Raw genomic sequence first — 22,881 nt, forward strand, 5'->3', positions numbered from 1 at the left:
TTGTCATTGATTCTAGAGTAAGGAAAACAACGCAGTGTAATAGCCAGCTCTTTCCAAGTTGTTTGACGCAGCAATCGGGTCAATGACACGCTCCCAAAGGGCGACCTGCCTTGGCTTGTATACTTTGTTGCCGATTCTTGATTTAGAATGACTAGATCTTTAAATCGCCGCCGCGTCTACAAACCAAGTCATTCTCGCTGAACCTAGCATATCGAGGTTACTTGGGTATATTAGAATTCTATTTGGCAGAAGGGGCAATGTAGATCAAGTAGGTTAACTGACTTAAGTAAAAGTGACTTTTCAAACATGCTTATCTTTTCTAAAGCATTATAATCAACAGAAAATTATCAAATAGGATTAGATAATATGTTGCTTGAAGATCTGCAAGTCGTGCTCAAAGTCGCTGAGTTTCGGAGTATCACTGGGGCTGCTACAGCCCTCGATATGAGAACAGCAACGGCCAGTGCAGCAGTGAAAAGGGTTGAAGCTTCTTTAGGTGCGGAGCTATTCGTTCGTACTACACGCCATTTACGTTTGTCCAGCGCCGGCGAACGTTACCTTCCTCAATGTGAAAAAGCGCTAGAGATGTTAGAACATGCAAAGCAGAACATGCGTGAGGATCTCGATATCATTGATGGAGAGGTGCGCATTGCTCTCTCTTCCGATTTAGGGCGCAATTTGGTTACGCCATGGTTGGATGAATTCATGGATAGCTACCCAAAAGTCACATTGCGAAGCAACATCAGTGACAGCAACATAGATTTTTACCGTGATTCGGTTGATATGGCGTTGCGTTATGGTGCGCCCACGGATTCCAGTATGTATGGTTTTAAAATCTGTAACGTACCTCGATTATTGTGCGCTACAACCGAGTATCTCAATCTCGCAGGAACACCGAAGCATCCGCAAGATTTAGCTGAGCACAATGGGTTGCTTTATCAGTTGCACGATACGTTGCAAGATGTCTGGGGGTTCTCTGATGGCAGTGCTGAATACAAAGTGAAACTTAAAGGAAACCGAGCTTCGAATGACGGAGACTTAGTTCGACGTTGGTGTGTGTCAGGCAAAGGATTAGCCATTAAATCTTGTTTAGACATGTCGCAGGACTTACTGGATGGCAAGGTAATGAATGTCATGAGTGAATATAAACCGACGCCAACGGAACTATGGTTAATTTGCCCAAGCCGACAGTCTATAACGCCAACGGTAAGGCTACTTAGAGATCTGTTTAGAGAGAAAACAAACGCTATTCTGTCTGAATTAGTAAAAGAGAATGTATTAGATAGCGAAGTTTTAAAACTCTAGTCTTAACTCGTCGCCTTTTGTAACCACGAAAGGCGGCTTTTTTGTGTCCATTCGACGAAAATCACGACCTTTATGTTCAAGTTGATAGGTCTGACCGCAATATCGGAAAGTTCTTATTGTGTGTTGTGTTAAAGAGCCCTAGAATCCGCGCGCTTTAGTTTTTGTAATAAGCACAGCCAATGATTTTAATCTCTATCATTGTTTTTAGAACTTTATAGGCGAACTCGTCTGATGACACATTCATGAATAAGCATACTGCACCAAAATTCAAGGCAGAATTTCTGGCTCCTCGCTACTGGGGCACATTGATCATTATCGGCATCATGTACCTTTTTAGTCTCCTCCCATTTCGTGTTCAACTCGCGCTAGGAAGCGGAATTGGTCGTCTTGCTATGCGATTAATGAAAAAGCGACAAGTCACGATCAAACGTAATTTAGAACTATGTTTTCCAGCGATGAGTGAACAAGAGCGTAATGCGATTTTAAAAGATAACATCGACAACGCAGGTATTGCCTTATTCGAAACCGCGATGGCATGGTTCTGGTCGGATAAACGCGTGAACAAACACGTGACAATTGAAGGTATGGAGCACATCGAAGCGCTTGAGAAACAAGGGAAGGGCGTATTAATGCTAGCGGTTCACTCAATGAACCTAGAATTAGGTGCTCGTGCGTTTGGCATCAAAAAATCTGGTTCTGGTGTTTACCGACCAAACAACAACCCCTGTTTTGACTACTTTCAATACAAGGGACGCTCTCGTTCGAATCGTACATTGATCGATCGTAAAAATGTTAAGGGCATGCTCGAAGCACTTAATACTGGCCATCGCGTTTGGTACGCACCGGATCATGACTATGGTACGCGTCGCTCGACGTTTGCACCTTTGTTTGCAGTAAAGCGTGCATGCACTACGACAGGAACAAGCTTGCTCGTCGATTCAACAGACTGTGCAATAGTACCATTTACCATGGTTCGTGGTAGCGATGGTCACTATACATTGACCCTTCGTGCTCCTGTTGAAGGTTTTCCGAAAAATGCCCCAGACCAAGCGGCAGTGTTTGTAAATAAGATCGTAGAACAATCGATCATGGCATGCCCGAGTCAATATATGTGGTTGCACCGTCGTTTTAAGACACGCCCTGATGGTGAATGCTGTTTGTATAAACCTCAACTTGCACCCGCAATGTGAACACCAAGCCCAGACGTTTGTTCTGGGCTTTCTTTTATCTGTTGATTCATTTCCATAGGCTTGTTTGCCACAATATGGATATTCTGGCTTTAAGGACGTTTATGATGAGATTGTTTTTTGCAATGACGTTTGACGATGCAAGTAAGTCAAAGCTCAAACTGATTCAAGATAAGCTGAAGCAAAAGGGAATAGAAGGGCGTTATACCCGAAAAGACAACTTCCATATTACTTTGGCGTTTATTGGTGAATCGACCAACAAGGAAACTCAGCAACTCACAAAGATTCTCCACACAGTCACGCCTTCTTGCGATCAGATTGTCGTCGATCATCTCGGCACGTTCCATCAAAGTGGTAGACAGTTAGCTTGGCTAGGCATCAAGAACAATCCCGCCATAGCAGAACGACAAAATGCATTAATAGAAACTCTAGAGCACCATGGGTTTGTGACAGAGTCACGCACGTACGTCCCCCACATTACATTAGCTCGACATGTCGAAAAACAAGCCCCTTTGGATGAGGTTCTTATTTCACCGCTAACAATACCAATTTACTCCATCGCATTGATGGAAAGTAAAACGATAGAGGGGCAATTGAGCTATCAAGTTATCGAAGAAGTCGCTTGTTCATCTTCTTGATGATGTTTATGTTATTAAAACTGTCAGCAATGAAGTAAGGAGGTAAGTAATGGAAATACTCGACTATCAAATGGATGATGCTTCGATACACGCACTAAAGCGCATTGTAGGATTAGAATGCAAGTTAATGACAAGTTTTGATAATACGTGCCTTGAATCAGATCTGGTGACAAGCTTATCTCCATTGTTTTTTCAGATGCCTACTGGTTTTGTTGAGCTGACAAACGAATGGTACACAAGCCCCCAAGGTCATGACTTTCATTTGCCAGTAGCAAGGTTTGTCGATGAGCTGAATCCACAAGAGGTAAAGCTGACACAGCTTGAAGGCGTGAGGTTTTGTGAAGAAGCTAAAGTGATCGAGTGTATCGACGTCATTCGATTACGCAGCCGTAAAGCAGTAAAAGAAAATTTGGCTGATAAAGCGTTTGTCCCTTCTTCAGAAGTTGTTATCTACGACTATGGGCTCAACATTATGTTTGTTGATGGCACTTGTATTGCCGTAAAAACGGAAGATGATTCGATCTTGGGTGAGTGGCTTATTTCTAATGAAGCAATTGAGCCGTATCACCTTGAAGATGTTTACCAAGAAACATTAGAAATTCGTAGCCGGATAAGAGCTTAATTGGAGAGAGCAGCACGCGTTGCTCTCTTATTCAATCACGATCATGGAAAATAACCGCTATTACTCATAAAAGTTTGGAGGCTACGTGAGTTTACTTGCTGTCTTTTTTCGCTAAATTATCAGCTAACTTACCTGCAGTAATCTGAAATGCGGCAAGGTCGTCGTCCGACACATCTAGCGTCATCTTTTGAAAGATCTTGGCGTCGACCGTTTTGATCTTCGCTAACACATCATTGCCTTTCTCGGTGGTCAATAAACATTGGCTGCGCTTATCGTCTGGGTTTGGTGTTTTCTCAATAAAGCCTTCTTCAATCAATGTCTTAATTAAGCGTGTAACCTGCGCTTTATCTCTATTTAAGAAGTTCACTACATCCATTGCTGTGCAAGGTGACTGCTTGCTGATGATTTTTATAACGCGCACATGCATAGGTGCGATAGGGAGTTCTAGTTGCTCTATTTGCTCGTGCAGTTGACGCTTCAAAGCGTGTACGAGTTGGAATAGATTATCCAGCGATTTTGGATTCGACATGTAACACTCCAAGTGAAAGTGGTTGACATTATCAACTAAATAACTATAGTTGACATTATCAACTTAATTGAAAGCAACTTCAAGAGCTAGAATTGAATAACAGAATCCTTAGCAATGGTGTTGATGACCATAACATCCGTGACCATCAAACCAAAGATTGAACGCTTTTTAACAAGCTGATGAATTTTGATTGGAGAAATGAGATGAGAAAAGACAACTGCTACCGCATCACCATTGAAGAAGTAAATGTTGAAGAAGGGTGTGAAGCAAGAAGCTTGAGTTTTGAAGTTCAAGATCGTGAAGACATGCTAAACATTGTTGAGAAGCTTAATCAGGGCAGTGGATTAGAGCCAACTGATGCGACTCGTGTTGGTGTAGCGCTTCGCCTGCTGGGACCCGTGATGATGAAAGATCGTAAACATCCGTTGTTTATTGACTTTATGCCGCACTTTAGAAATTTCATGCAAAACTTGAAAAGCACAGTGAAGCGTCAACAAGCTCAATGATCGATTTAACTGTGTTTTATACCCAAGTCATTCTCGTTGAACCAAGCATCTCGAGGTTATTTGGGATAAATTTAAAACTAATAAAAAGGCTGGTATTTCACCAGCCTTTTTGGTTTTTCAAAAGCAAATCTTACTTACCAAGATAACGGCTTTCTAAGTGTGCTTTAAAGTGTTTCGCGTTTAATACATCGCCCGTGGCTTGGCTTACCAAGTCGTCAGTAGACAACAAGCTGCCTTTACTCCAGATGTTATCAGATAGCCAAGTGAAGATTGGGGATAGATCTCCAGAGTGAATCGCTCCATCTACATCAACCGTTTGCTTCATTGCAGCCATGAATTGAGCTGCATACATTGCACCGAGCGTGTAGGAAGGGAAGTAACCAAAGGCACCGTCCGTCCAGTGAATGTCTTGCATACAGCCATTCTTGAAGTTACCTTCTGTTGACAGACCTAAGTAAGCCTTCATCTTCTCATTCCACAGTTCTGGAACGTCAGTGTGCTTAATAACTCCATTCATGAGATCGCGTTCAATTTCGTAACGCAAGATAACGTGAGCAGGATAAGTCAGTTCATCAGCATCGACACGGATGAAACCTTTCTCCACGTGAGTGTAGATTTTCGACAAGTTGTCTTGAGCAAACTCAGGACCTTCGAAATGGTTAGAAGCCAGACGAGCAAGGTGCTCAACAAAGGCTTGGCTGCGACCCACTTGCATCTCGAAGAACAGAGATTGAGATTCGTGGATGCCCATTGAACGAGCTTCACCAGCCGTAGTGCCTGCTAATGATTTTGGCAGACCTTGCTCGTAACGCGCGTGACCTGTTTCATGTACGATACCCATCAATGATTGCACGAACTCTTTTTCGTCGTAGCGAGTGGTAATACGAACGTCAGTAGGAACGCCACCACAGAATGGGTGAACACTTTCATCAAGACGACCATGTTCGAAGTCAAATTGAAGCAGCTTCATGACTTCCAGCCCCAATGCTTTTTGTTTTTCAGCCGGGTAATGACCGTTCGGAAGCAGGATGTTGTTGGCTTTTTGCTTCTCGATGGCTTCATCAATCATTGATGGTAACCATGTTTTTACGTCCGCAAACAACACGTCTAGAGACGCGGATGTTGTGCCTGGTTCGTACAGTTCCAGCATGGCATCGTAAGGTGATGTGCCAGCAGCTTCTGCACGAATTTGAGCTTCTTCTTGAGACAGTTTAACGACTTCTGCCCAGTTTTTTTCGAAACCAGTCCAGTCATCATTCCCACGTTGGCTACGCCACGCATGTTCACACTTAGAACCTGCGAGAGATTGCGCTTGTACTAAAGATTCAGGCAGTAGATTCGCTTGCTGCCAATCGCGTTTCATTTCACGCAGTACGGCTTGATTTTGCGTTGATAATGACTCTTCTTCTGCTTGTGCAAATAGATCACCTAAATGAGGTTGAGTCATAAGAGAGTGAATGTGGACATTAAGTTCTGCCATTGCATTAGAACGGGCTTCCGCACCGCCTGATGGCATAACGGCAGCTTGGTCCCACCCTACGATGGAGGCTAAGTGACCAAAGTTAGAGACTTTTTTTGAATGTTCGACGAGTTTTTGAAATGCGCTCATGTGACTACTCTTTGTTATGTTCTTTCCTTAAACGCCCCAAGCGGGGTCCTTGAACGTACTGTTCGAGTCCCTCAGCACCGATGCAGAAAAAGTGCCGCATCAAGAGAATGCCGATAGAGAAGTGTTGCTAATTTACTATTTATTAACAAACAATGCAGGTCTATTGTGCACAAATTCAGACACTTGTACACCTAACCAAAAGGAGCGTTGAGAAACAAAGCTAGAGTCAGCGATGGCTAATGTTCTTGAGTTTCTTGCCTAAGAGGGCGGCTGAATTTTTGAATGGCTTCCTTACGACAGCTAACGTTGAGTTTTTTGTAAAGCTTGTAAACATGGGTTTTTACCGTGCTCTCCGCAACAAACAGGGCGTCAGCAATTTCTAAATTTGATTGTCCCTGAACAATACGATCGAGGATTTGTTTTTCTCTTTTCGTTAATGTGTTGCTGATTTCTTGAGAGCTGATGGCATAAGGTCTGAAATGAATCAGCATTTTTGCCATCAGTTTTCGAGGTAACCATAATTCGCCACTTAAGACGGCATCGATACAGCGAGTTAAATGCTCTATTGGCGAATCTTCATAAAGTACGCCTTTGAGATTGAGACAAGAAAAAAGCCGAAGATCAGAGCCCGTTTTCGGTACGTCATAAACCACTAAGTCGGTGTTTTTTGTTTTGAGTGAGATGTAGTCAGACAGTGGTCTTTCTTCCAATAAATAGTTAGAAATCAGAACAACGTTGTAGCTGGACAAGTTAATTTCGTCGTCTAAGCAATGGATGCTTTTACGGGTAAGTTTGTTTTGGGGGTTCTTTTCCAACTCTCGGCGAATAAACTGGTTTTGAATACAGTTTTCACCAATAAGAAGGATGTTAGATTCTAATTCATTCCTACGCGTCCCCATATTCATAACTAGCCCCTATATAATAGTTTTGTACTAATAATATTGATAATGTAATCACCTTAGTCTAGGGGTATAGTGCTCGCCACTTTTCTCTGTTTCAACTTTGCGACTGCCTAAGGTTGTTGCGAAAGCTTAGGTTCAATTGAGATCTGGAGCACATCGTTGTAGGTACCTCCCGGTTTATTTAGCGTATCGCCGATGATAAATTTCATGTTTTTGGCGTGTCCCTTAGATGGCGTATTTTCGCTGACTCTAGCATTCGCCTGATCTAGGTTAATTTGCTTAGAATCCAGATACATATCGTAGCTAATGTCCCATTGGGTGTCCGCAGATTTGTGTCGGAGCGCACCTCGGTTTGTTGATTCAAAAACCAAGTTATATCCGGCGTTACTTTGAATCCAAAGTTTGGGCGCGGATGTAACTACTTTATTGGATTGGAGTATCCCCATATCCAATTCGTAATGCTGTTGAGTCAAACCATAAAACTGTATTTTGGCCATTGGCAAAACAGTGACTGCGATATTTGTCACAGCCGGTAAAACATATTCGTTATTGAGCAGTTGTTCGGTTAATACTGTCGCTTCGAGCTTGCCTTGATAAATACCTGAGGCGAGCCATTGTTGAGCCGGATAACGTATTTGAAAGGTGATATCAGCGTTATTCTCTGTTAAGACGACATGCCATTGATTACCTTTTTGGTAACCGTTCCCGCCTTGCCATTCGAAAATTAACTGGGCATTGGCTTCTCCTTTTAAAAAAGAGTCACCATCATCAATCTCTAACTTGACCGGAATTTGGCATTGTTCGCCTTCAATATTGGCGCGCAGTCGATATGTCGAAATGAGTGTGTATGCACCAGAGGCAAACACATCATAGCGTGCCTGCGTAGAAGCAGGTTCGACACTTAAGTTACTCATTGAGCAAAGAGAACCCGCTAATGCTGGGGGAGCAAGCAATATTAGAGTGATAAAAGGTTTAATCCACATAAAGCTCTCCTAATCTGATTAAAACATTGCTGCGTTCATCTAAAGTGATCACCACAGTCTGTTTTTCTTTTGTGTCGAGTGTGAGTTGGTATTGACCGGGGCGTAAGCCGGAGATTGCAAACAAGCCATTTCGATTAGTAAAGAATTCGATGGGCTGTTGGGTTTCGCTACCCAAATAAGTCGCCACGCCAGCAATGAGAGGGATAGGGCTGCCAGTATCTCGATCGAGTAATGTTCCCATTACAGTTAACACAGAATCTGAGCCAATCTTGAGTTGGTAACCGCGTTTGTAGCCAGGATTCAGCCAAAATGCCCCGTCACCTAAATCGTAACCGGGCGGTAGGTTCTCTACGTCATAACTGATCAATTGAGGGTTGTATGCAACCAAGTCCGGTATCAATACATTGGATGCGCTATGGCTATATACGCGGGCGTTTTCACCATCTAGAGTTGGATCGATATCAACATTGTTTTCTTCCAAGCTTGGGTGCTTAGACACCACTGCAAACGCTTCACGGACTGGGCGTCCAACTGTGATTGAGGAACCAGCAAAGGCAATCGCACTACTGACTTCTACACGCGTACTGTGGTTTCTTATATCTTCGTTCAAACTCTCCATACGCGTAGCGTGGTCAGCGATAACTTGAAAGCGGTTGGCAGAATAGTTAACGCCAAGGTCAATGTCAGCGTCGCTGTCTCGGCTGGTAACAACAGAAGCATAGCCTGACATGCCCCCAGTATTACCTACATTATTTTGATAAGTGAGGTCTAGTGCTGCTTGATCGACCTCACTGTTGTAGCGGCTGACTAATCGTGTGGAATCGCTTAATGGCCAGCTTAACGTGAGAGACGTATTCCATTCATCTGAACCGACGTCGTTGTTCTGATAGTTGACCCTTGCGCTCCATGTCGCAGGTGTCGAGAAGAACGAACCGGACAGGCTAGGGCTAACTGACCAATAATTCGCAGTATCTTCAGTGCCAGAGCGGTAATTGACCGTCATGGCTGCACGTAAATCGTCATTAATATAAAACGCACCAAACGCCGAGGCATAGTGAGTGGTTTGGTTGAGAGGAGAGTCGATAGTGTCGTAGCTTTCTACGCCCGCGAAGTTTTCCGATTGGTATTCATAGAAAACACTTAATTGTGGTTGCCAAGGGTTGTCATCATCAAATTCTGCATCGAAAGCGACGCGGAATGCTTGCCCAGAATCGAGAGTGGGGTGATGGCTTTGAGAGGCGGACAATTCGGTGACACCTAGTGAGCTTGCAATTAAAGCCGTCCCACCATATTGGTACAGGTCTTCACGTTTTTGACCGTTTACGCCTAGCGTAAGCCATGGCAATACGCCAACATCAAGATAACCATGTATCAATTTTTGATCGGTTTGATAATCGAGCTCGTTGTTATTGACCTCTGACGGCACGCCCGCCATTAAACTGTACTCAAACTCTCCGCTGTTAAGAAGGTCATACCCCGTTGCGACAGAAAATTGAATTCTTTCGGTTTGCCCAGAAGAGTCGGTGATCACCAATTCGACATCGTTAGTACCTTGTGCGAGAGGGATATCACTCAAGTTATAGCTGCCTGCGCCCAGTGTCAGCCTCTGAACGACAATGCCATCGATAACAACGTCGACATTCGAGGTGCGTTGCAATGTAAAAGACTGATTGGCTTTAGGGCGCACGTTTCGAGTAGGAATTAAAGTAAAGTCACGTGTGATGCCGATTCCGAGGATGTCGGTACCATCTTGAAAGCTCTTGCCAGAGTTAAACATATCACCCAATACAAGGCGCGTTCCTTGTGAAGGAAAATCATAGTTTAAGCGCGTGCCTTGGCGGTAATAATCTGAGTCTTGAGACGATCCTTTTTCAAAGGTGGCTTCGTATTCAAGGTTTGCAGAACCTGCGTTTAAGCCCGATTCAAATCTTGTACTGTAAATACTTTGTCGGTCATTTTGCTCTGCTATGGTCTGAGTTTCATTCGCCGATGCGGTGACATTAACATAACCACTGAAAAAGCTGGGTTCAGAATAATTAAAATGTTCATTGTCTTCAGCTAACGATATTTGTCGCGTGACGCTCAATTCGTTAGGAACTGAAATGATGCATTCTAGGGTGGATAAATCAAAGGTAAGCCCAAGCCCGGCACGTCGAAAGTCTTCTTGAGATAAGGTCTCTGAATGGGCGTCTCGTAATTTTTCTAAGGCTGACTCGGCGACAGATGACGAAAGTAGGGCGATGGTACTGTCTTTCGGTAAGCGAATCTCGTCATCAGCGGTAATGGTGACTTGTGCCTGACCCAAGACGCTGTCACTGATTTTTAAAAGAGAGGATAGCTCGATATCTCGACCTGTTGGATTAAGCACAACCTCGCGTGCCCAACTGATGTTGATTTGAGCGATACATAAAATCGTTAATAAAATGAATAGGAGCCAAACAGCACTGCTCCGACGCTCATTGCTCTCTTCCATGATATTTTCCTACTGGGATTGCTTTCCGTGAACGCAGGGTGAAGGTAGAAAATGGTGGCAAAAATTGGTCACCGACTTGTTGTTGGAGTGAGTAATTTTCTGTCGCTGTTAACGGCTCAAAATACAATAGTCGAGAGTAGGTAAAGCGTTCGCCAGTATTACGAATAACCAATTGTCCGGCATCAGACACTTCCAAGGTGACGTCAGGTTGTTGGTTGTTGGAGTACACATGAAGCAGTGCGTTATAATGCACTTTAATTTTGACTCCGCTCTGCTGCACAGGCAAAGCTCTACTTTGTCCATTAGCACCCGTTAAATGAGCTTGCGTAAAGCGTATAAAGTAGCTAGAGGATGTTTTTTGTACAGAAGGATCAAGCCATTGAATACGAAATACTTGCTTTGAGTTCGGTGCTAACATTGCTGCTGGTGGAAAAACCAAAAGTGCGTCGCTATTTAATGCTTTGGTTTCATATTGACCATTTTTCTTAAATACTAGCTGATGAATACTTACTTCTAGCGGCATTTTTTCTGTTGAATTATTTGTCACTATGATCTGTGATGTTGTATTTCTATCTGTGTTCAATTCAAATACAGTCGGTGAAATAATGATTGCATTACAAAAACCACTAAATAATAACAAGATTAGACATGTTATAGATTGATAGAACATGTTATTTATCCTGTTCTATTTCTATCGACAAATCTGACACGTCAAACCCTTTCAGTGGTTTCATTTCAAAAAATCGTGTTGAATGAGGAAGTATAAGTGTGCCTGCGATTAACTTACTGATATCTAATCCTTTCAGGTATTTAGAATTACTGCCATCCGTTAAATGCCAATTAGTATTCGTTAGCCTGCCATAACTATTACCATTATTCTCTACTTCAACAATCCATTTGCTTCCTTTTTGTTTGACACTTTTTATATCTAAGTTTGCCGATGTATTTTTGGGCTTAACATTAATTAGTGTATTGAATTGAAGTAATAACCCCATCTTAGCGCTTTGTTCTTCGCCACGGGCTACTTCAACCTGCTTAATGGAGACACGGTATGCTTTTGATTCAGAGATTGAAGGATCACCCAAATAACGAATCATGACCGATTGAGAGCGACCTGGCTCTATGATTGCGGTTACTGGAATAACGAGCAATTCATCGTCTGCGGGTTTTGTTGTTTCTACACCTTGCTCATCCATGGTCATTGAAAAAGGATAGAGCTCAACAGTTAGGGGTACTCGGGATGTATTGTCGATACGCATCGACATTTGGGCTCGATTGCCTATGGGTTCAATCTCAGCAACCATAGGTTCAACCTTGTATGCGTTAGCGTAAGAACAAAATAAAAATGTTGCGACTAGGATAATCCATCGAGTCATGTTGAGCTCCATCAATGTCAGCTTGGTATGGCTGTGTAGAAAGGGAGGCTATACGCTTAGCCTCCCGGAGGGGAACTTAGTTAGAAGTCACGTTAACGGTTAGCGTATCTGAGTAGCCACCCGCCCATGTTGCCACTTCTGTTGTTTGTACAGTCAATGTCGCATCAACACCAGATGCTAGACCCGAAGAACCTGGGTATGACAGCTCACTAGAGACATCGTTTAAACCCGGACCACCAGGTGCATTTAGATCAAATGATGGAAGACCTGTAGGCGCAAAAGTTGCGGTATAAGTTAGCGCGAAATCTTCGTCATCATCCGATTCAAGACCACCTTCAGAACTGGTCAAAGAAACGGTTGCACCATCGACATCGTTACATTTCATATCCAGATCGATAGAAACAGTTTGTTCTTGTGTTACATCACCAAAGTCGAGCAATTGAGTAGCAAGCCCTGATACTTCACATACTGGAGAAACATAACCCACTAATTGAACATCACCCGGACCTGCGTGAACTTGCGAACCGAAAATTGCTGTAACAGCCGCTGCACAAATCGTAAGTTTTTTCATAAAAAGATTCCTTTAACTTGAGAGATAACATACATGTTTAGCCCAAATCCCACCGAGCTAGCCTTTCTCTGTATCGAATACAGAACTCCTAGTTGATGACGCTGTTAATTGAGGGGAATACATCAATTTCAATCACGTCTTCGTAATAGCCTGCGTATAGCAAGCGGTCTTCTAGTGTTATTCTAATTTCTCCTAGTGCCGAGAAAGGAATAACACCTGAACTGTCAAAGCGTTTTTCAGAGAGCAAATCAATGCTTTTTACTTCTTCATGAATATTTGCTTTGTTAATGTTGATTTCAAATAAATACTCGAATGGTGGAATATCATCTCTTTTATCCAATTTTAGTCCGCCATTTTTTGAATATACGCTTACGCCGAGTGGTTGGTTGCAATATATGTCCAATGGTAGTGTTTTTATATTGCTGTCTGACAAGTCGATTTTCTGACCTGACGTGAAATTTATCTCACATCGGTCTTCTAATTTGCCAACAAGGTTCATCGTTAAGGTATTTGCGTTAATAAATAGTGGCGCAAATATAAATAACCAAATTGCGATCATCAGGCAGCAATGAAAAAGAAGCATATATCCCATTTGCACACCAACTTTCGTTTATTTTGTGTTGTTGAAATAAACTATAATTCCTGATGGAAATAGAAGAGTAGTAAAGGAGGTTGATCGTTTTTATAAAAGTTGTAGAAATAGTAGTAACTCTCTTTATATAAGAAAGACCTTATGCTCAAGTAACCTCGAGATGCTTTGTTTAGCGAGAATGACTTGGTTTGTAGACGCTACGTTGTTTTCCTTGACCTCGAATCAATGACAACGTTTTGAGCCCTGCATCTTAAAATCATTTGTGTGTATGCTTATTAAGTGCTTTTATGCGTATGGCTTTGTACGTTATGTGATTTTCAACGATGTTGATCACAAAAGTTGCTTGCGAATTGCGTGGATTGACGGTATTGATGGGTAATGCACAATCACTCACTACAAGAATATGGATATTTTGAATTTTGAGGCATTCCTCATTGCCATCACTATTTTGACGCTTACACCGGGATTGGACACAGCTTTGGTGATTCGTAACACCAGTCGTGCAGGTCTTAAAGATGGTTGTACGACAAGTTTAGGTATTTGTTTCGGTCTGTTTGTTCATGCATTTTTCTCTGCTGTAGGCATCTCTGCTGTTTTAGCTCAATCCGCTGAACTATTTCAAATGGTGAAAATGGTGGGTGCTGCTTATTTGATCTGGCTTGGATTAAGTAGTTTGAGAGCGTTAATGAAATCGAATGGCGGCATTGCTGTCTCTGAACAGACCCACCAAGCGTATAGCGGTAAACGCTCTTTCCGTGAAGGCTTCTTATCTAATGTGCTTAATCCAAAAACGGCAGTGTTCTATTTGGCGTTTTTACCTCAGTTTGTTAACCCAGAAGGTTCTCCATTAATGCAATCTATGCTCATGGCGTCTATTCACTTTATGATTGCGATGGTTTGGCAATGTGGTCTGGCTGGTGCATTAAATTCCGCGAAAAGCTTGTTAAAAAATGCAAGTTTTATGAAATGGATGGAAGGGGCAACTGGAGCGATACTGGTTGCACTTGGTGTTAAATTACTTGTAGAAAAACCAGTCTAATGCACTCACTTGTTCGAATTCTAATTATCCTGATCGCTTTTATTGCGGCGCTTGCTGGTATTGTGGCTTGGAAAACCATACCTCAACTTCACTTTGTTGAAAAAGGCATGCAATGGAACTGGCATTGGTCTTACTTCGAACCATTTTCTAATGGTATTCAAACCACACGTACTCAAGATACTAAACAGCTTTTATTAAGGCGCGTCTATTTGCAAGATTCCACCGTCGTCTTTGTCGGTACGACCTTAGACAACAAGTTCGAAATTGATGTAGTAAATCAAGCGTCTTGTGAGCCAAAGAGTAGTAAATGGGTGTCAGTTTCAGTCAATGGTCAGCCGATGTCGCATGTACCAATGGTGTGCGAGAAGACCGGTGAAACGTACATCTATCGATTTATCGGCAATAAGCTAAGAACGCTTGAGTTTGGTATTGACGATAGCTTTATTCGTGAAGATTTTACATTGTGGCCGATTTCAGAGATAAAAGCAGATCAGTTCAAACAGCAGCACTCTGCATTTTTCAATAAGAAAGATGGTGGTGAAGATCATCAATGGCTCAGAGATTGATGCGCTATACCTAAGTATCTAGGAGTGACCTGGGTATAAATACAATATGATGAAATGAGAAAGAGACAAGTCGATCGGCTTGTCTCTTTTTTATAGCCAAGCATCGCGAGGTTATAGGGGTATATCAAATCATGGCTAGTTTCTCTCGATAGACCTGCAACGGTTTTGATTGAGCGAAGTACTAACAAATCAGAAAGGACTCCCTCGATTTAAGTAGTTAAACGCTTCATTCAGGACTCACTTTTTTTCCACACCTCCACTGATAATTTATATATCAAGCATCAATAAATAAGAGCGTTAATCGTTTGCTGTACTTCTGGTTAATGCCTTAGTAAACACTAAAGGCTTGTGTGTTCCTGTCAGTGGTGACTTGTCGGAGGAACGGTTACACAAGTCATTTGGTTCATCGGAAATGAGATAACTAAATGAAAAAAAGATCCGTACTAATTCCTTTATTTCTTTTATCAAGCGCTGCTCATGCAGCGAGCGATTACGTTGTTGGTCAACTGATTCCTGAAAAAAGTGTTGTGGTAAAAAGTGAAGTCGTCGGCGTGGTGGATTCTTATCGTTATGATAACGGTGACTCTGTAACTCAAGGGCAGGAGCTATTGTCTCTGTCCTCAGAAGACTATGCATTGAGTTTGGACTTAGCCCGTAACGAGTTAGAGGTGAGTCGTGCCGAGTTAGATATTCAAGAAAAGCAATTAAAGCGTTATCAATCCCTGCTGACCAGCAACGGCGTATCGGCAAGTGACGTGGACAACCAAATTCGTGTAACCAACATTGGTCGAGCTCAATTCAACGTAAGTAATACACACTACAAAATCGCTGCTCGAACGCTGGATAAGGCCTCTCCGGATGCACCTTTTGATGGGGTGATTACTAATCGCTCTGTTGAGTTAGGGCAGTTTGTTTCGGTGGGTGATGCGCTCTTTACCATTGCAGATATGGAACGATTGAAAGTACGTTTTCACCTGTTAGAGATTGATTTCAATAAGTTCAGCAAAGGCGAGAAGGTTAAGGTCGAAGTGCCTTCTGTTGAGCAGACGTTGGACGGCACCATCACTTTACTTTCTCCTGCTTTCCAAAACAGTGAGCCGGGCTTCCTTGTTGAAGTGACGGTAGAAAACGCTAACGGCAAGCTTAATCCGGGCATGGAATCGTACGTGTATTTCAATGATCAGGAGGCTATGTGAATTTCTTCTTAGATTTGCTCTCTCACCGAAAGTTTGCGTCTAAAATCCTGACCATTTTGATCATCAGCATTGGTGCCCTTACTGCCTACAATCTTCCCCTTGCTGAGAAGCCTCGATTTGACTTAGGAAAAGGCGATATCGTCACGGTTTATCCTGGTGCCAGTGCGAAAGATATTGAAAGTAACATCACCAGTAAAATTGAGAAAGAATTGCTGTCTATTTCTGGATTGAAAGAGTTCACCTCTACGTCGGAAACGGGCGTGTCAAACATCAGTGTGGTGTTGGATAGCAATGTCTCTGATCCGAATGCCGTTTACCAAGACATTCGAGATGCACTGGCAAGGGTAACGGATTTACCCGCTGGTGTGACCGAAGCGCCAACGCTGTCGATCAAAAAATCGTACAGCTTGGATTTCATGGTGGTCGGCATCTCTGGTGATGTTGATTATAAAACACTGCGAGATAAAGCCAAAGACCTAGAGTTGGCTTTGCGGCGTGTTGAGGGGATTGGTGAAGTTTACACCGTCGATTTGCGTGCGCCAGAGTTCTTAATCCAACTCGAACCGATTTCTTTGAGACGTTATGGCTTAACGTTGGATCAAGTGGCGGCATTGATTGCAGAGCGTAATACGCTGATCAGTGGTGGTCGTCTGGAAACGTTAAAGAACAACCCAGAACTGATGACCTCTGCCGAGCTGGATAGCATTGAAGAGCTGCGTGAAATGTTCATCTCATTCAGCCCGAATATTCAACTTAAAGACGTTGCAGGTCTCATTGAGGATGGGTTTGAAAAAGGCGAGGTTTATGGCTCAATCAACGGTAATAAGAGTATTCTTTTTGACTTAAGAACTAATGAAAGCGCGGACGTTATTAGCACTTCTAACGCGGTGAAAGCTCTGATTGCAAATCAGCAAAAACTGCTCGGTGACAAATACACTATCGCTATCGGCTCAGACTTGTCCGAAGACATCCAAGAGAAAGCGCGCATCGTGCAAGACAACGGCTTGGTTGGACTTGGCTTGGTGCTGATTACGTTGGCGCTTTTTCTTGATAGACGCATTGCATTTTGGGTCGCGGTTTCTATTCCCGTGTGTATCTTCGGCACGCTGGCTTTGCTGCCTCCTTTCGGGCAGATTCTGGATGTGTTCACTATGTCCGCCTTAATTTTGATTGTCGGAATTATTGTCGATGATGCCGTGGTGGTGAGCGATAAAATCGTGGCACTAGTTGAAGAAGGTTATCCAATTGATAAGGCGGTCTCGCAAGGTGTGAAGAGTGTATTCCCAGCGGTCCTAGCAAGCATTTTATCGACCATGATTGCCTTCATACCTTTGCTCTTCTTACCGGGAAACAGCGGTAAATTGGTTTATGTAATTCCGCTTACGGTCATTATTGCGTTGTGCTTTTCGTTTATCGACGCGCTGTTTTTTATTCCTGCCCATTTAAAAGGCATTTTGAGTAAGAAGAGTCAGGTAAAGAAAAAGCCATTTTTAGATTTAAGCGCACTGAATCGTTTAATTGAACTTGTCATTCGAAACAGCAAAGTAGCGCTGCCATGTATTACCGTAGTGATTCTGACTTTAGGAGCGATTTCATATAAGAGTTTGAGCTTCTTGTTCTTCCCAACAGACGGCGCGTATTTGATAGAAATCAGTGCTGAATCGAATCCAGAGTTAGATTTGGATGACGTCTGGAAAGAAACACAACAACTCGAAGCGCTGATCAAAAGCACTGAAGAGGTGAATTATTGGTACGGCGAAGTGAGCTCACCAAATAGCTATTGGGTGATTTCATTAACACCACCAAACAGCCGAACAAGAACCGCAGAGCAAATCGTCGAAGAGTGGGAAGAGAAAGCAACGCAAATTACAGGGTTGGCTCAAATTGAGTTCGATATTGATGGCGGCGGTCCTCCGGTAGGACGTCCAGTGGACTTGCGTGTCGTTGGTGGTACGGATGAAGGGCGAGAAAAGCTTGCTAATGATTTGACGGCGTACATTGAATCATTGGAAGGGACGAGCCGAGTACGACGTGATTTAAATGCACCAGCACCACAGATTCAAGCTGAGCTGCAACATCACTGGCTCAAGTACTACGGCATCAGTGCCACCAAAGTCGGGGATATCATTAAGTTTGCGATTGACGGTCAACGCGTGACGCGGATCTTTAATGGTGAAGAAGAAGTGTACTTCCGAGTCGCTTTAGAAGAAGACGACAAATCCTTAAAAGAACTGGATAACATTTTGGTTCGCGCCAGCAATAACAAGCTGGTGCCATTAAGTGAGCTGGTTCGATGGAGAAATGCCGATGCAGAAGCACAAATCAAACACTTTAATGGAGAGCGAGTGATTCGTGTCTCGTCAGGTGTCGATTCGACCGTGACTGATCCGGTTGCCGTTTTTGCTGCGGTTCAAGAAGCCTTTGCCAATAAAGAATACGGCGGTGCCTCTATTATTGCGACAGGGCAGATCTTAGAAACACAAGAAGCGCAGCAAGGCTTTGTCATCGCGATTAGTGTGGCGTTTATTGGCATTGCGTTGCTTCTGATTCTTCTTTTTGACCGAATGCGCGAAACCTTAATTGTGTTGACGGTGATTCCTTTTGGCATCGCTGGTGCGCTGTTTATTCTGTTCTTACATAATCAGGTGCTGAGCTTTTTCTCCATCATCGGGATGATTGCCTTGATTGGTATTATGGTGAACAACAGCTTGGTGCTGATTTGGCACTTCAAAGAACACGAAGCGGAATGTAACGATACCAACTTGCTGGAGTTTGTAATTCGTGGAACGCAAAGCCGAGTAAGACCAATCACCTTAACCACAATCACAACCGTTGCAGGTCTTATCCCGCTTGCGTACGGCTTGGGTGGCTACGATAACTACATGTCGCCGATGGCGCTGGTGGTTGGTTGGGGCTGCGTGATCTCAATGATCGTCACGCTTACCGTGATCCCATCCATTTACCTATGGACACACAGGAAAGGGAATGAAAGTGCATCCGCAGTCAATGACAACAGCGAGGAGAGAACCCTAGCGACTGACTAAGTACTATTGAAATACCGGACAGCCCGCAGTTAAATTCTGCGGGCTTTTTGGTTGGGCTAAAACTAAAGTCGAACACGGTTCATAATTGCTTACCGATCAATGCCTTTTGCTGCGTGGTGATAATTCTCAGGATGTGATCTTAAACGTTATCAATTTGTTAACGATTGCTATACTTACCAAGCCATAAACAAAGGAAAAATAAGGACGTTCAATGTTAAAGCTCAAGCAAATTGCTGTCGCGGCTTCTCTGGCTGCACTAAGTACAAGTTTTTCAGTTTCTGCTAAAGATACGTTCGTAACCATTGGTACGGGCGGTGTAACTGGCGTGTACTACCCGACGGGTGGTGCAATTTGTCGTTTGGTCAACAAATCACGTGCTGATCATGGCATCCGTTGTTCAGTAGAAAGTACCGGTGGTTCTATCTACAACATCAATACCATTCGCGCAGGTGAGTTGGATTTAGGTATCGCGCAGTCGGACTGGCAATACCATGCTTATAACGGTACGAGCAAGTTTGAAGATAAAGGACCATTCAAAGAGCTTCGTGCGGTGTTCTCTGTACACCCAGAACCGTTCACCGTTGTGGCTCGTAAAGACGCTAACATCAACACGTTTGATGACCTAAAAGGCAAACGAGTGAACATTGGTAACCCAGGTTCTGGTCAGCGCGGTACCATGGAAGTGCTAATGAAAGAGTACGGTTGGACGAATGATGATTTCAAGCTGGTATCTGAGCTAAAAGCATCAGAACAGTCAAAAGCACTGTGTGATAACAAGATCGACGCGATGGTTTACACAGTCGGTCACCCAAGTGGTGCGATTAAAGAAGCAACTACCTCGTGTGACAGCAATATCGTAACGGTAGCCGGTCCACAAGTTGAGAAGTTGGTTTCTGATAACAGCTTCTACCGTATCGCAAACGTACCGGGTGGCATGTACCGCGGTTCAGAAAGTGATGTACAAACCTTTGGTGTAGGTGCGACGTTTGTTTCTTCAACGGCCGTGCCAGACGAAGTAGTTTACAACGTAGTGAAAGCGGTATTCGAAAACTTTGATGATTTCCGCCGTCTACACCCAGCATTCGCCAACTTGAAGAAAGAAGAAATGGTGAAAGATGGTCTATCTGCGCCGCTTCATCCAGGTGCTGAGAAGTACTACAAAGAAGTGGGTTTGATTAAGTAATTTCCACTTAGAACTAATAAAAACGCCATCGTAGTTTGCGATGGCGTTTTTGTTTGTGAGCAATGAGCGCTTGGCTTTGGTTATATCGTGGTATTGAGTTAGGCATAGACATCTAAGAAGAAGTAAATGGTAATCGCGATAGAAGAGAGGGCAACGAAGCCTTTTACGTGACTGGGATTCAACTGGCGAGATACACGTGCTGCCAAGTAGCCGCCCACTAACGTACCAACCATCACAACGCTGCCCTTGGTCCAATCGATTGAACCGTTAGCAACAAAAATCACGATGGCAATCAGGGAAACACAGGTTGAAACCAGCAGCTTAAGCCCGTTCATTAAGTTGATGTCTTGGTGTCCTGCAACCACTAAATAACTCAACACGATCACGCCTAGTCCCGCGTTAAAGAAACCACCGTAAGCAGAAACTCCAACTAAAAGCAGGCTCAAAGCTATTACGCCTAAAATGCCAGCGTGTTTGGTCTCTTTGGTCAGAGATTTAATCAATGCGGTCATGCGTGAGCCAGTTAAAAAGAGCACGGTTGCGAATAAAAGTAGCCATGGAATCGCTTCAAGAAAAACAGATTCTGGCGTATTTAGCAGAAGGTAAGCACCGACTGCGCCACCAATCAAACTGAAAGAGATAGTGAAAGCGAGTTCTTGCTTGTTCTTCATGATTTCTTCGCGAAAACCGATTACACCACTGATGTAACCTGCGCAAGAAGCATAAGTATTCGTCGCGTTCGCCATGATGGGAGGCACGCCAACCGCCATTAATGCAGGGAAGGTAATGAAGCTACCACCACCGGCGACGGAGTTCATGATCCCACCAACGACGCCCGCAGCAAACAAGAGAGCAAATTCCAGCAGCATAAAAAGTCCTTTTTTGTTCTTATAATTTTTGTTTCTGAACGGTTAACACTACGCAACTCACCCAAAGAAATAAAGTAGCGATTAGTCCAAGAAAAAAGCCACCGCAGAGGGTGGCTTGGTTTCAAAGGTCTATCTGAGGGAGAGATAGAATGCTTATTGCTCAACTTTCACTGGCTGTGCTTTAAGCTTTTGAAAGAGTTTTACAAACAGTGGACTGCCAAGTACCAATACCGCGAGTACTGTAAATGTCAGTGTGATTGGGCGTTCCCATAAGAAGCTCAGTTCACCGTCGGAAATCATCAATGCACGGCGTAGGTTCTCTTCCATTAATCCACCAAGGATAAAGCCAAGCAACAGCGGTGCGAGAGGGAAGTTTGCCAGCCTTAGTGCAATGGCAGCCATTGCCACAAGTAACATCACAAACACGTCCATGGTGTTGAAGGAAACCAGATACACACCGGTGATAGAGAAGAACAGAATCATTGGCAACAACACGGTTCTTGGGACTGCCAACAGCTTTGAGATGTATGGGATCAGCGGTAGGTTAAGAATAACCAACACAATGTTGCCGAAGTACATAGAGATAATTACCGACCAGAACACATCTGGATGCTCAACAAACAGACGAGGACCTGGTTGAATACCGTAAGCGATTAATGCTCCTAGCATGATTGCGGTTGTACCAGAGCCCGGAATACCAAGAGTCAAAAGAGGAACGAAAGAACCACTTGATGCCGCGTTGTTCGCTGACTCCGGAGCGACCAAACCTCGGATGCTGCCTTTACCAAACTGCTCTTTTTTATCCTTTGGAGCAAGGTTACGTTCCATGCCGTAACTTAAGAAGGCGGCGATGGTTGCACCTGCGCCCGGAAGAACACCTGTAAAGAAGCCAAGGATTGAAGAGCGAATAGAAACAGGCGCTACTTCTTTGATTTCTTCCTTGGTGACTTTCATCGAGCCAATGTTGCTCAGCTTATCTTGTTCCTCATCACGCGTATCTTCAGAAGGCTTCAAAATACCCATCAAAGTTTCACCAAGCGCAAAGGTCGCCATCGCCAACAATAGGAAGCTAAAGCCATCCATCAAATCCGTTAGACCAAAGGTGAAGCGTTCGACACCGACGCCTTTATCAATGCCGACTGTAGACAACATCAAGCCTAGAATGGTCATCATCCATGCTTTTATTACTTGTCCTTTGCCAGCGAACGCAGCCACTGCGGATAAGCCAAGAAGCATTAGCGCAAAGTAGTCAGAAGATTGGAAGCTTAATGAGACGTTAGCCAATGCTGGTGCCGCCACAAGCAGCATTATTGCTGAAAGCGTGCCACCAGTGAAAGAAGAGTAAGCCGCCAGTGCAAGTGCTTTACCTGCTTGTCCTTTCTGCGCCATTGGGTAGCCATCAAACGCGGTAACTACGGTTGAAGAACAACCCGGTGCGTTGATAAGAATAGAGGAAGTTGAACCACCAAATACCGCACCATAGTAAACACCTGCCATCAGAATCAGACCCGAAGATGGATCCAAACCATAGGTGATAGGAATCATCAGAGCGATGGCAGAAATAGGACCAAGCCCCGGTAGCATGCCGATAAACGTACCAACAAAACAGCCAACAATCACCATCATGATGTTCATTGGCATCACGGCGGTGGATAAACCTTGTAGAATTCCATCTAACATAATTCAGTCCT

21 protein-coding genes are annotated in these 22,881 nt (G+C 43.6%); 10 read left to right on the forward strand and 11 right to left on the reverse strand.

The genetic code is table 11. The annotated features are described in order from the left end of the window. Positions 1 to 366 precede the first annotated feature (366 nt). From ABMY42_RS18715 to ABMY42_RS18730, 4 genes are all read left to right on the forward strand, one after another. Positions 367 to 1,305 (forward strand): LysR substrate-binding domain-containing protein, encoded by a 939-nt coding sequence (locus ABMY42_RS18715; RefSeq protein WP_349266625.1) that lies wholly within the window; start codon positions 367 to 369, stop codon positions 1,303 to 1,305. A 242-nt stretch (positions 1,306 to 1,547) separates the two neighbouring features. Next, positions 1,548 to 2,495 carry an LpxL/LpxP family Kdo(2)-lipid IV(A) lauroyl/palmitoleoyl acyltransferase gene (locus ABMY42_RS18720; RefSeq protein ID WP_009696982.1) on the forward strand — a complete coding sequence of 316 codons (948 nt, stop codon included), beginning with the start codon at positions 1,548 to 1,550 and terminating at the stop codon, positions 2,493 to 2,495. 104 nt (positions 2,496 to 2,599) lie between these two features. Beyond that, a complete protein-coding gene (thpR, locus tag ABMY42_RS18725; RefSeq protein ID WP_349266645.1) occupies positions 2,600 to 3,130 on the forward strand; it encodes an RNA 2',3'-cyclic phosphodiesterase in 531 nt (176 codons plus the stop codon). Positions 3,131 to 3,179: 49 nt separating this feature from the next. Beyond that, positions 3,180 to 3,752 (forward strand): hypothetical protein, encoded by a 573-nt coding sequence (locus ABMY42_RS18730; RefSeq protein WP_349266626.1) that lies wholly within the window; start codon positions 3,180 to 3,182, stop codon positions 3,750 to 3,752. A gap of 91 nt (positions 3,753 to 3,843) precedes the next feature. Here ABMY42_RS18730 and ABMY42_RS18735 read toward each other — a convergent pair whose 3' ends face one another. Further along, positions 3,844 to 4,281: a MarR family transcriptional regulator gene (locus tag ABMY42_RS18735; RefSeq protein ID WP_017188109.1), complete on the reverse strand. Its 438-nt coding sequence runs from the start codon at positions 4,279 to 4,281 to the stop codon at positions 3,844 to 3,846. Between the two features lie 203 nt (positions 4,282 to 4,484). On the opposite strand from ABMY42_RS18735, the gene ABMY42_RS18740 reads away from it, so the two are divergent. Further along, on the forward strand, positions 4,485 to 4,787 hold the full coding sequence (locus ABMY42_RS18740) for a DUF3861 domain-containing protein (protein ID WP_005451880.1): 303 nt from the start codon (positions 4,485 to 4,487) through the stop codon (positions 4,785 to 4,787). Between the two features lie 130 nt (positions 4,788 to 4,917). On the opposite strand, the gene ABMY42_RS18745 is transcribed toward ABMY42_RS18740, so the two are convergent. The 8 genes from ABMY42_RS18745 to ABMY42_RS18780 form a co-directional block, all read right to left on the reverse strand. Continuing rightward, positions 4,918 to 6,396, reverse strand: a complete 1,479-nt coding sequence (locus tag ABMY42_RS18745; protein ID WP_349266627.1) for a carboxypeptidase M32 — start codon at positions 6,394 to 6,396, stop codon at positions 4,918 to 4,920. 236 nt (positions 6,397 to 6,632) lie between these two features. Further along, positions 6,633 to 7,301, reverse strand: coding sequence for a response regulator transcription factor (locus ABMY42_RS18750; protein ID WP_017188108.1), 669 nt, complete (start codon positions 7,299 to 7,301; stop codon positions 6,633 to 6,635). A gap of 107 nt (positions 7,302 to 7,408) precedes the next feature. Beyond that, positions 7,409 to 8,281 (reverse strand): hypothetical protein, encoded by an 873-nt coding sequence (locus ABMY42_RS18755; RefSeq protein ID WP_272759422.1) that lies wholly within the window; start codon positions 8,279 to 8,281, stop codon positions 7,409 to 7,411. Beyond that, on the reverse strand, positions 8,271 to 10,754 hold the full coding sequence (locus tag ABMY42_RS18760) for a fimbria/pilus outer membrane usher protein (RefSeq protein WP_349266628.1): 2,484 nt from the start codon (positions 10,752 to 10,754) through the stop codon (positions 8,271 to 8,273). Before ABMY42_RS18760 ends, ABMY42_RS18755 begins: the two co-directional genes overlap by 11 nt. Then, the gene (locus tag ABMY42_RS18765) at positions 10,738 to 11,424 is read right to left on the reverse strand and encodes a fimbria/pilus periplasmic chaperone (RefSeq protein WP_009696975.1); all 687 of its coding nucleotides are present in this window, start codon (positions 11,422 to 11,424) and stop codon (positions 10,738 to 10,740) included. The genes ABMY42_RS18760 and ABMY42_RS18765 overlap by 17 nt, the downstream gene beginning before the upstream one ends. A 1-nt stretch (position 11,425) precedes the next feature. Next, a complete protein-coding gene (locus ABMY42_RS18770) occupies positions 11,426 to 12,130 on the reverse strand; it encodes a molecular chaperone (protein ID WP_349266629.1) in 705 nt (234 codons plus the stop codon). A gap of 76 nt (positions 12,131 to 12,206) precedes the next feature. Further along, a complete protein-coding gene (locus tag ABMY42_RS18775; RefSeq protein ID WP_005451888.1) occupies positions 12,207 to 12,701 on the reverse strand; it encodes a hypothetical protein in 495 nt (164 codons plus the stop codon). Positions 12,702 to 12,789: 88 nt separating this feature from the next. Next, positions 12,790 to 13,293, reverse strand: a complete 504-nt coding sequence (locus ABMY42_RS18780; RefSeq protein ID WP_349266630.1) for a hypothetical protein — start codon at positions 13,291 to 13,293, stop codon at positions 12,790 to 12,792. Positions 13,294 to 13,696: 403 nt separating this feature from the next. Here ABMY42_RS18780 and ABMY42_RS18785 point away from each other — a divergent pair, with 403 nt between their 5' ends. From ABMY42_RS18785 to ABMY42_RS18805, 5 genes are all read left to right on the forward strand, one after another. Beyond that, entirely contained in the window at positions 13,697 to 14,332 is a 636-nt protein-coding gene (locus ABMY42_RS18785; RefSeq protein WP_349266631.1) for a LysE family translocator, read from the forward strand. After that, complete coding sequence (locus ABMY42_RS18790; RefSeq protein WP_005451891.1) at positions 14,332 to 14,898, forward strand: hypothetical protein; 567 nt, start codon at positions 14,332 to 14,334, stop codon at positions 14,896 to 14,898. Before ABMY42_RS18785 ends, ABMY42_RS18790 begins: the two co-directional genes overlap by 1 nt. A gap of 425 nt (positions 14,899 to 15,323) precedes the next feature. Continuing rightward, on the forward strand, positions 15,324 to 16,094 hold the full coding sequence (locus ABMY42_RS18795) for an efflux RND transporter periplasmic adaptor subunit (protein WP_049536135.1): 771 nt from the start codon (positions 15,324 to 15,326) through the stop codon (positions 16,092 to 16,094). Continuing rightward, positions 16,091 to 19,138: an efflux RND transporter permease subunit gene (locus tag ABMY42_RS18800; RefSeq protein WP_349266632.1), complete on the forward strand. Its 3,048-nt coding sequence runs from the start codon at positions 16,091 to 16,093 to the stop codon at positions 19,136 to 19,138. Before ABMY42_RS18795 ends, ABMY42_RS18800 begins: the two co-directional genes overlap by 4 nt. Positions 19,139 to 19,349: 211 nt before the next feature. Then, positions 19,350 to 20,321, forward strand: coding sequence for a TAXI family TRAP transporter solute-binding subunit (locus tag ABMY42_RS18805; RefSeq protein ID WP_005451897.1), 972 nt, complete (start codon positions 19,350 to 19,352; stop codon positions 20,319 to 20,321). Positions 20,322 to 20,419: 98 nt separating this feature from the next. On the opposite strand, the gene ABMY42_RS18810 is transcribed toward ABMY42_RS18805, so the two are convergent. Together ABMY42_RS18810 and ABMY42_RS18815 are read right to left on the reverse strand one after the other, a co-directional pair. Beyond that, entirely contained in the window at positions 20,420 to 21,190 is a 771-nt protein-coding gene (locus ABMY42_RS18810; protein ID WP_349266633.1) for a sulfite exporter TauE/SafE family protein, read from the reverse strand. A 153-nt stretch (positions 21,191 to 21,343) separates the two neighbouring features. Beyond that, positions 21,344 to 22,870 carry a tripartite tricarboxylate transporter permease gene (locus ABMY42_RS18815; RefSeq protein WP_005451899.1) on the reverse strand — a complete coding sequence of 509 codons (1,527 nt, stop codon included), beginning with the start codon at positions 22,868 to 22,870 and terminating at the stop codon, positions 21,344 to 21,346. Between the last annotated feature and the right edge of the window lie 11 nt (positions 22,871 to 22,881).

Source organism: Vibrio sp. SSH13-20 (assembly GCF_040104475.1).
Lineage (GTDB): Bacteria > Pseudomonadota > Gammaproteobacteria > Enterobacterales > Vibrionaceae > Vibrio > Vibrio harveyi.

What these genes read in the sequence shown, in the direction of transcription:
- ABMY42_RS18715 (WP_349266625.1), top strand. Translation starts at nt 367, where the DNA reads ATGTTGCTTGAAGATCTGCAAGTCGTGCTCAAAGTCGCTGAGTTTCGG.
- ABMY42_RS18720 (WP_009696982.1), top strand. Translation starts at nt 1,548, where the DNA reads ATGAATAAGCATACTGCACCAAAATTCAAGGCAGAATTTCTGGCTCCT.
- thpR (WP_349266645.1), top strand. Translation starts at nt 2,600, where the DNA reads ATGAGATTGTTTTTTGCAATGACGTTTGACGATGCAAGTAAGTCAAAG.
- ABMY42_RS18730 (WP_349266626.1), top strand. Translation starts at nt 3,180, where the DNA reads ATGGAAATACTCGACTATCAAATGGATGATGCTTCGATACACGCACTA.
- ABMY42_RS18735 (WP_017188109.1), bottom strand. Translation starts at nt 4,281, where the DNA reads ATGTCGAATCCAAAATCGCTGGATAATCTATTCCAACTCGTACACGCT.
- ABMY42_RS18740 (WP_005451880.1), top strand. Translation starts at nt 4,485, where the DNA reads ATGAGAAAAGACAACTGCTACCGCATCACCATTGAAGAAGTAAATGTT.
- ABMY42_RS18745 (WP_349266627.1), bottom strand. Translation starts at nt 6,396, where the DNA reads ATGAGCGCATTTCAAAAACTCGTCGAACATTCAAAAAAAGTCTCTAAC.
- ABMY42_RS18750 (WP_017188108.1), bottom strand. Translation starts at nt 7,301, where the DNA reads ATGAATATGGGGACGCGTAGGAATGAATTAGAATCTAACATCCTTCTT.
- ABMY42_RS18755 (WP_272759422.1), bottom strand. Translation starts at nt 8,281, where the DNA reads ATGTGGATTAAACCTTTTATCACTCTAATATTGCTTGCTCCCCCAGCA.
- ABMY42_RS18760 (WP_349266628.1), bottom strand. Translation starts at nt 10,754, where the DNA reads ATGGAAGAGAGCAATGAGCGTCGGAGCAGTGCTGTTTGGCTCCTATTC.
- ABMY42_RS18765 (WP_009696975.1), bottom strand. Translation starts at nt 11,424, where the DNA reads ATGTTCTATCAATCTATAACATGTCTAATCTTGTTATTATTTAGTGGT.
- ABMY42_RS18770 (WP_349266629.1), bottom strand. Translation starts at nt 12,130, where the DNA reads ATGACTCGATGGATTATCCTAGTCGCAACATTTTTATTTTGTTCTTAC.
- ABMY42_RS18775 (WP_005451888.1), bottom strand. Translation starts at nt 12,701, where the DNA reads ATGAAAAAACTTACGATTTGTGCAGCGGCTGTTACAGCAATTTTCGGT.
- ABMY42_RS18780 (WP_349266630.1), bottom strand. Translation starts at nt 13,293, where the DNA reads ATGGGATATATGCTTCTTTTTCATTGCTGCCTGATGATCGCAATTTGG.
- ABMY42_RS18785 (WP_349266631.1), top strand. Translation starts at nt 13,697, where the DNA reads ATGGATATTTTGAATTTTGAGGCATTCCTCATTGCCATCACTATTTTG.
- ABMY42_RS18790 (WP_005451891.1), top strand. Translation starts at nt 14,332, where the DNA reads ATGCACTCACTTGTTCGAATTCTAATTATCCTGATCGCTTTTATTGCG.
- ABMY42_RS18795 (WP_049536135.1), top strand. Translation starts at nt 15,324, where the DNA reads ATGAAAAAAAGATCCGTACTAATTCCTTTATTTCTTTTATCAAGCGCT.
- ABMY42_RS18805 (WP_005451897.1), top strand. Translation starts at nt 19,350, where the DNA reads ATGTTAAAGCTCAAGCAAATTGCTGTCGCGGCTTCTCTGGCTGCACTA.
- ABMY42_RS18810 (WP_349266633.1), bottom strand. Translation starts at nt 21,190, where the DNA reads ATGCTGCTGGAATTTGCTCTCTTGTTTGCTGCGGGCGTCGTTGGTGGG.
- ABMY42_RS18815 (WP_005451899.1), bottom strand. Translation starts at nt 22,870, where the DNA reads ATGTTAGATGGAATTCTACAAGGTTTATCCACCGCCGTGATGCCAATG.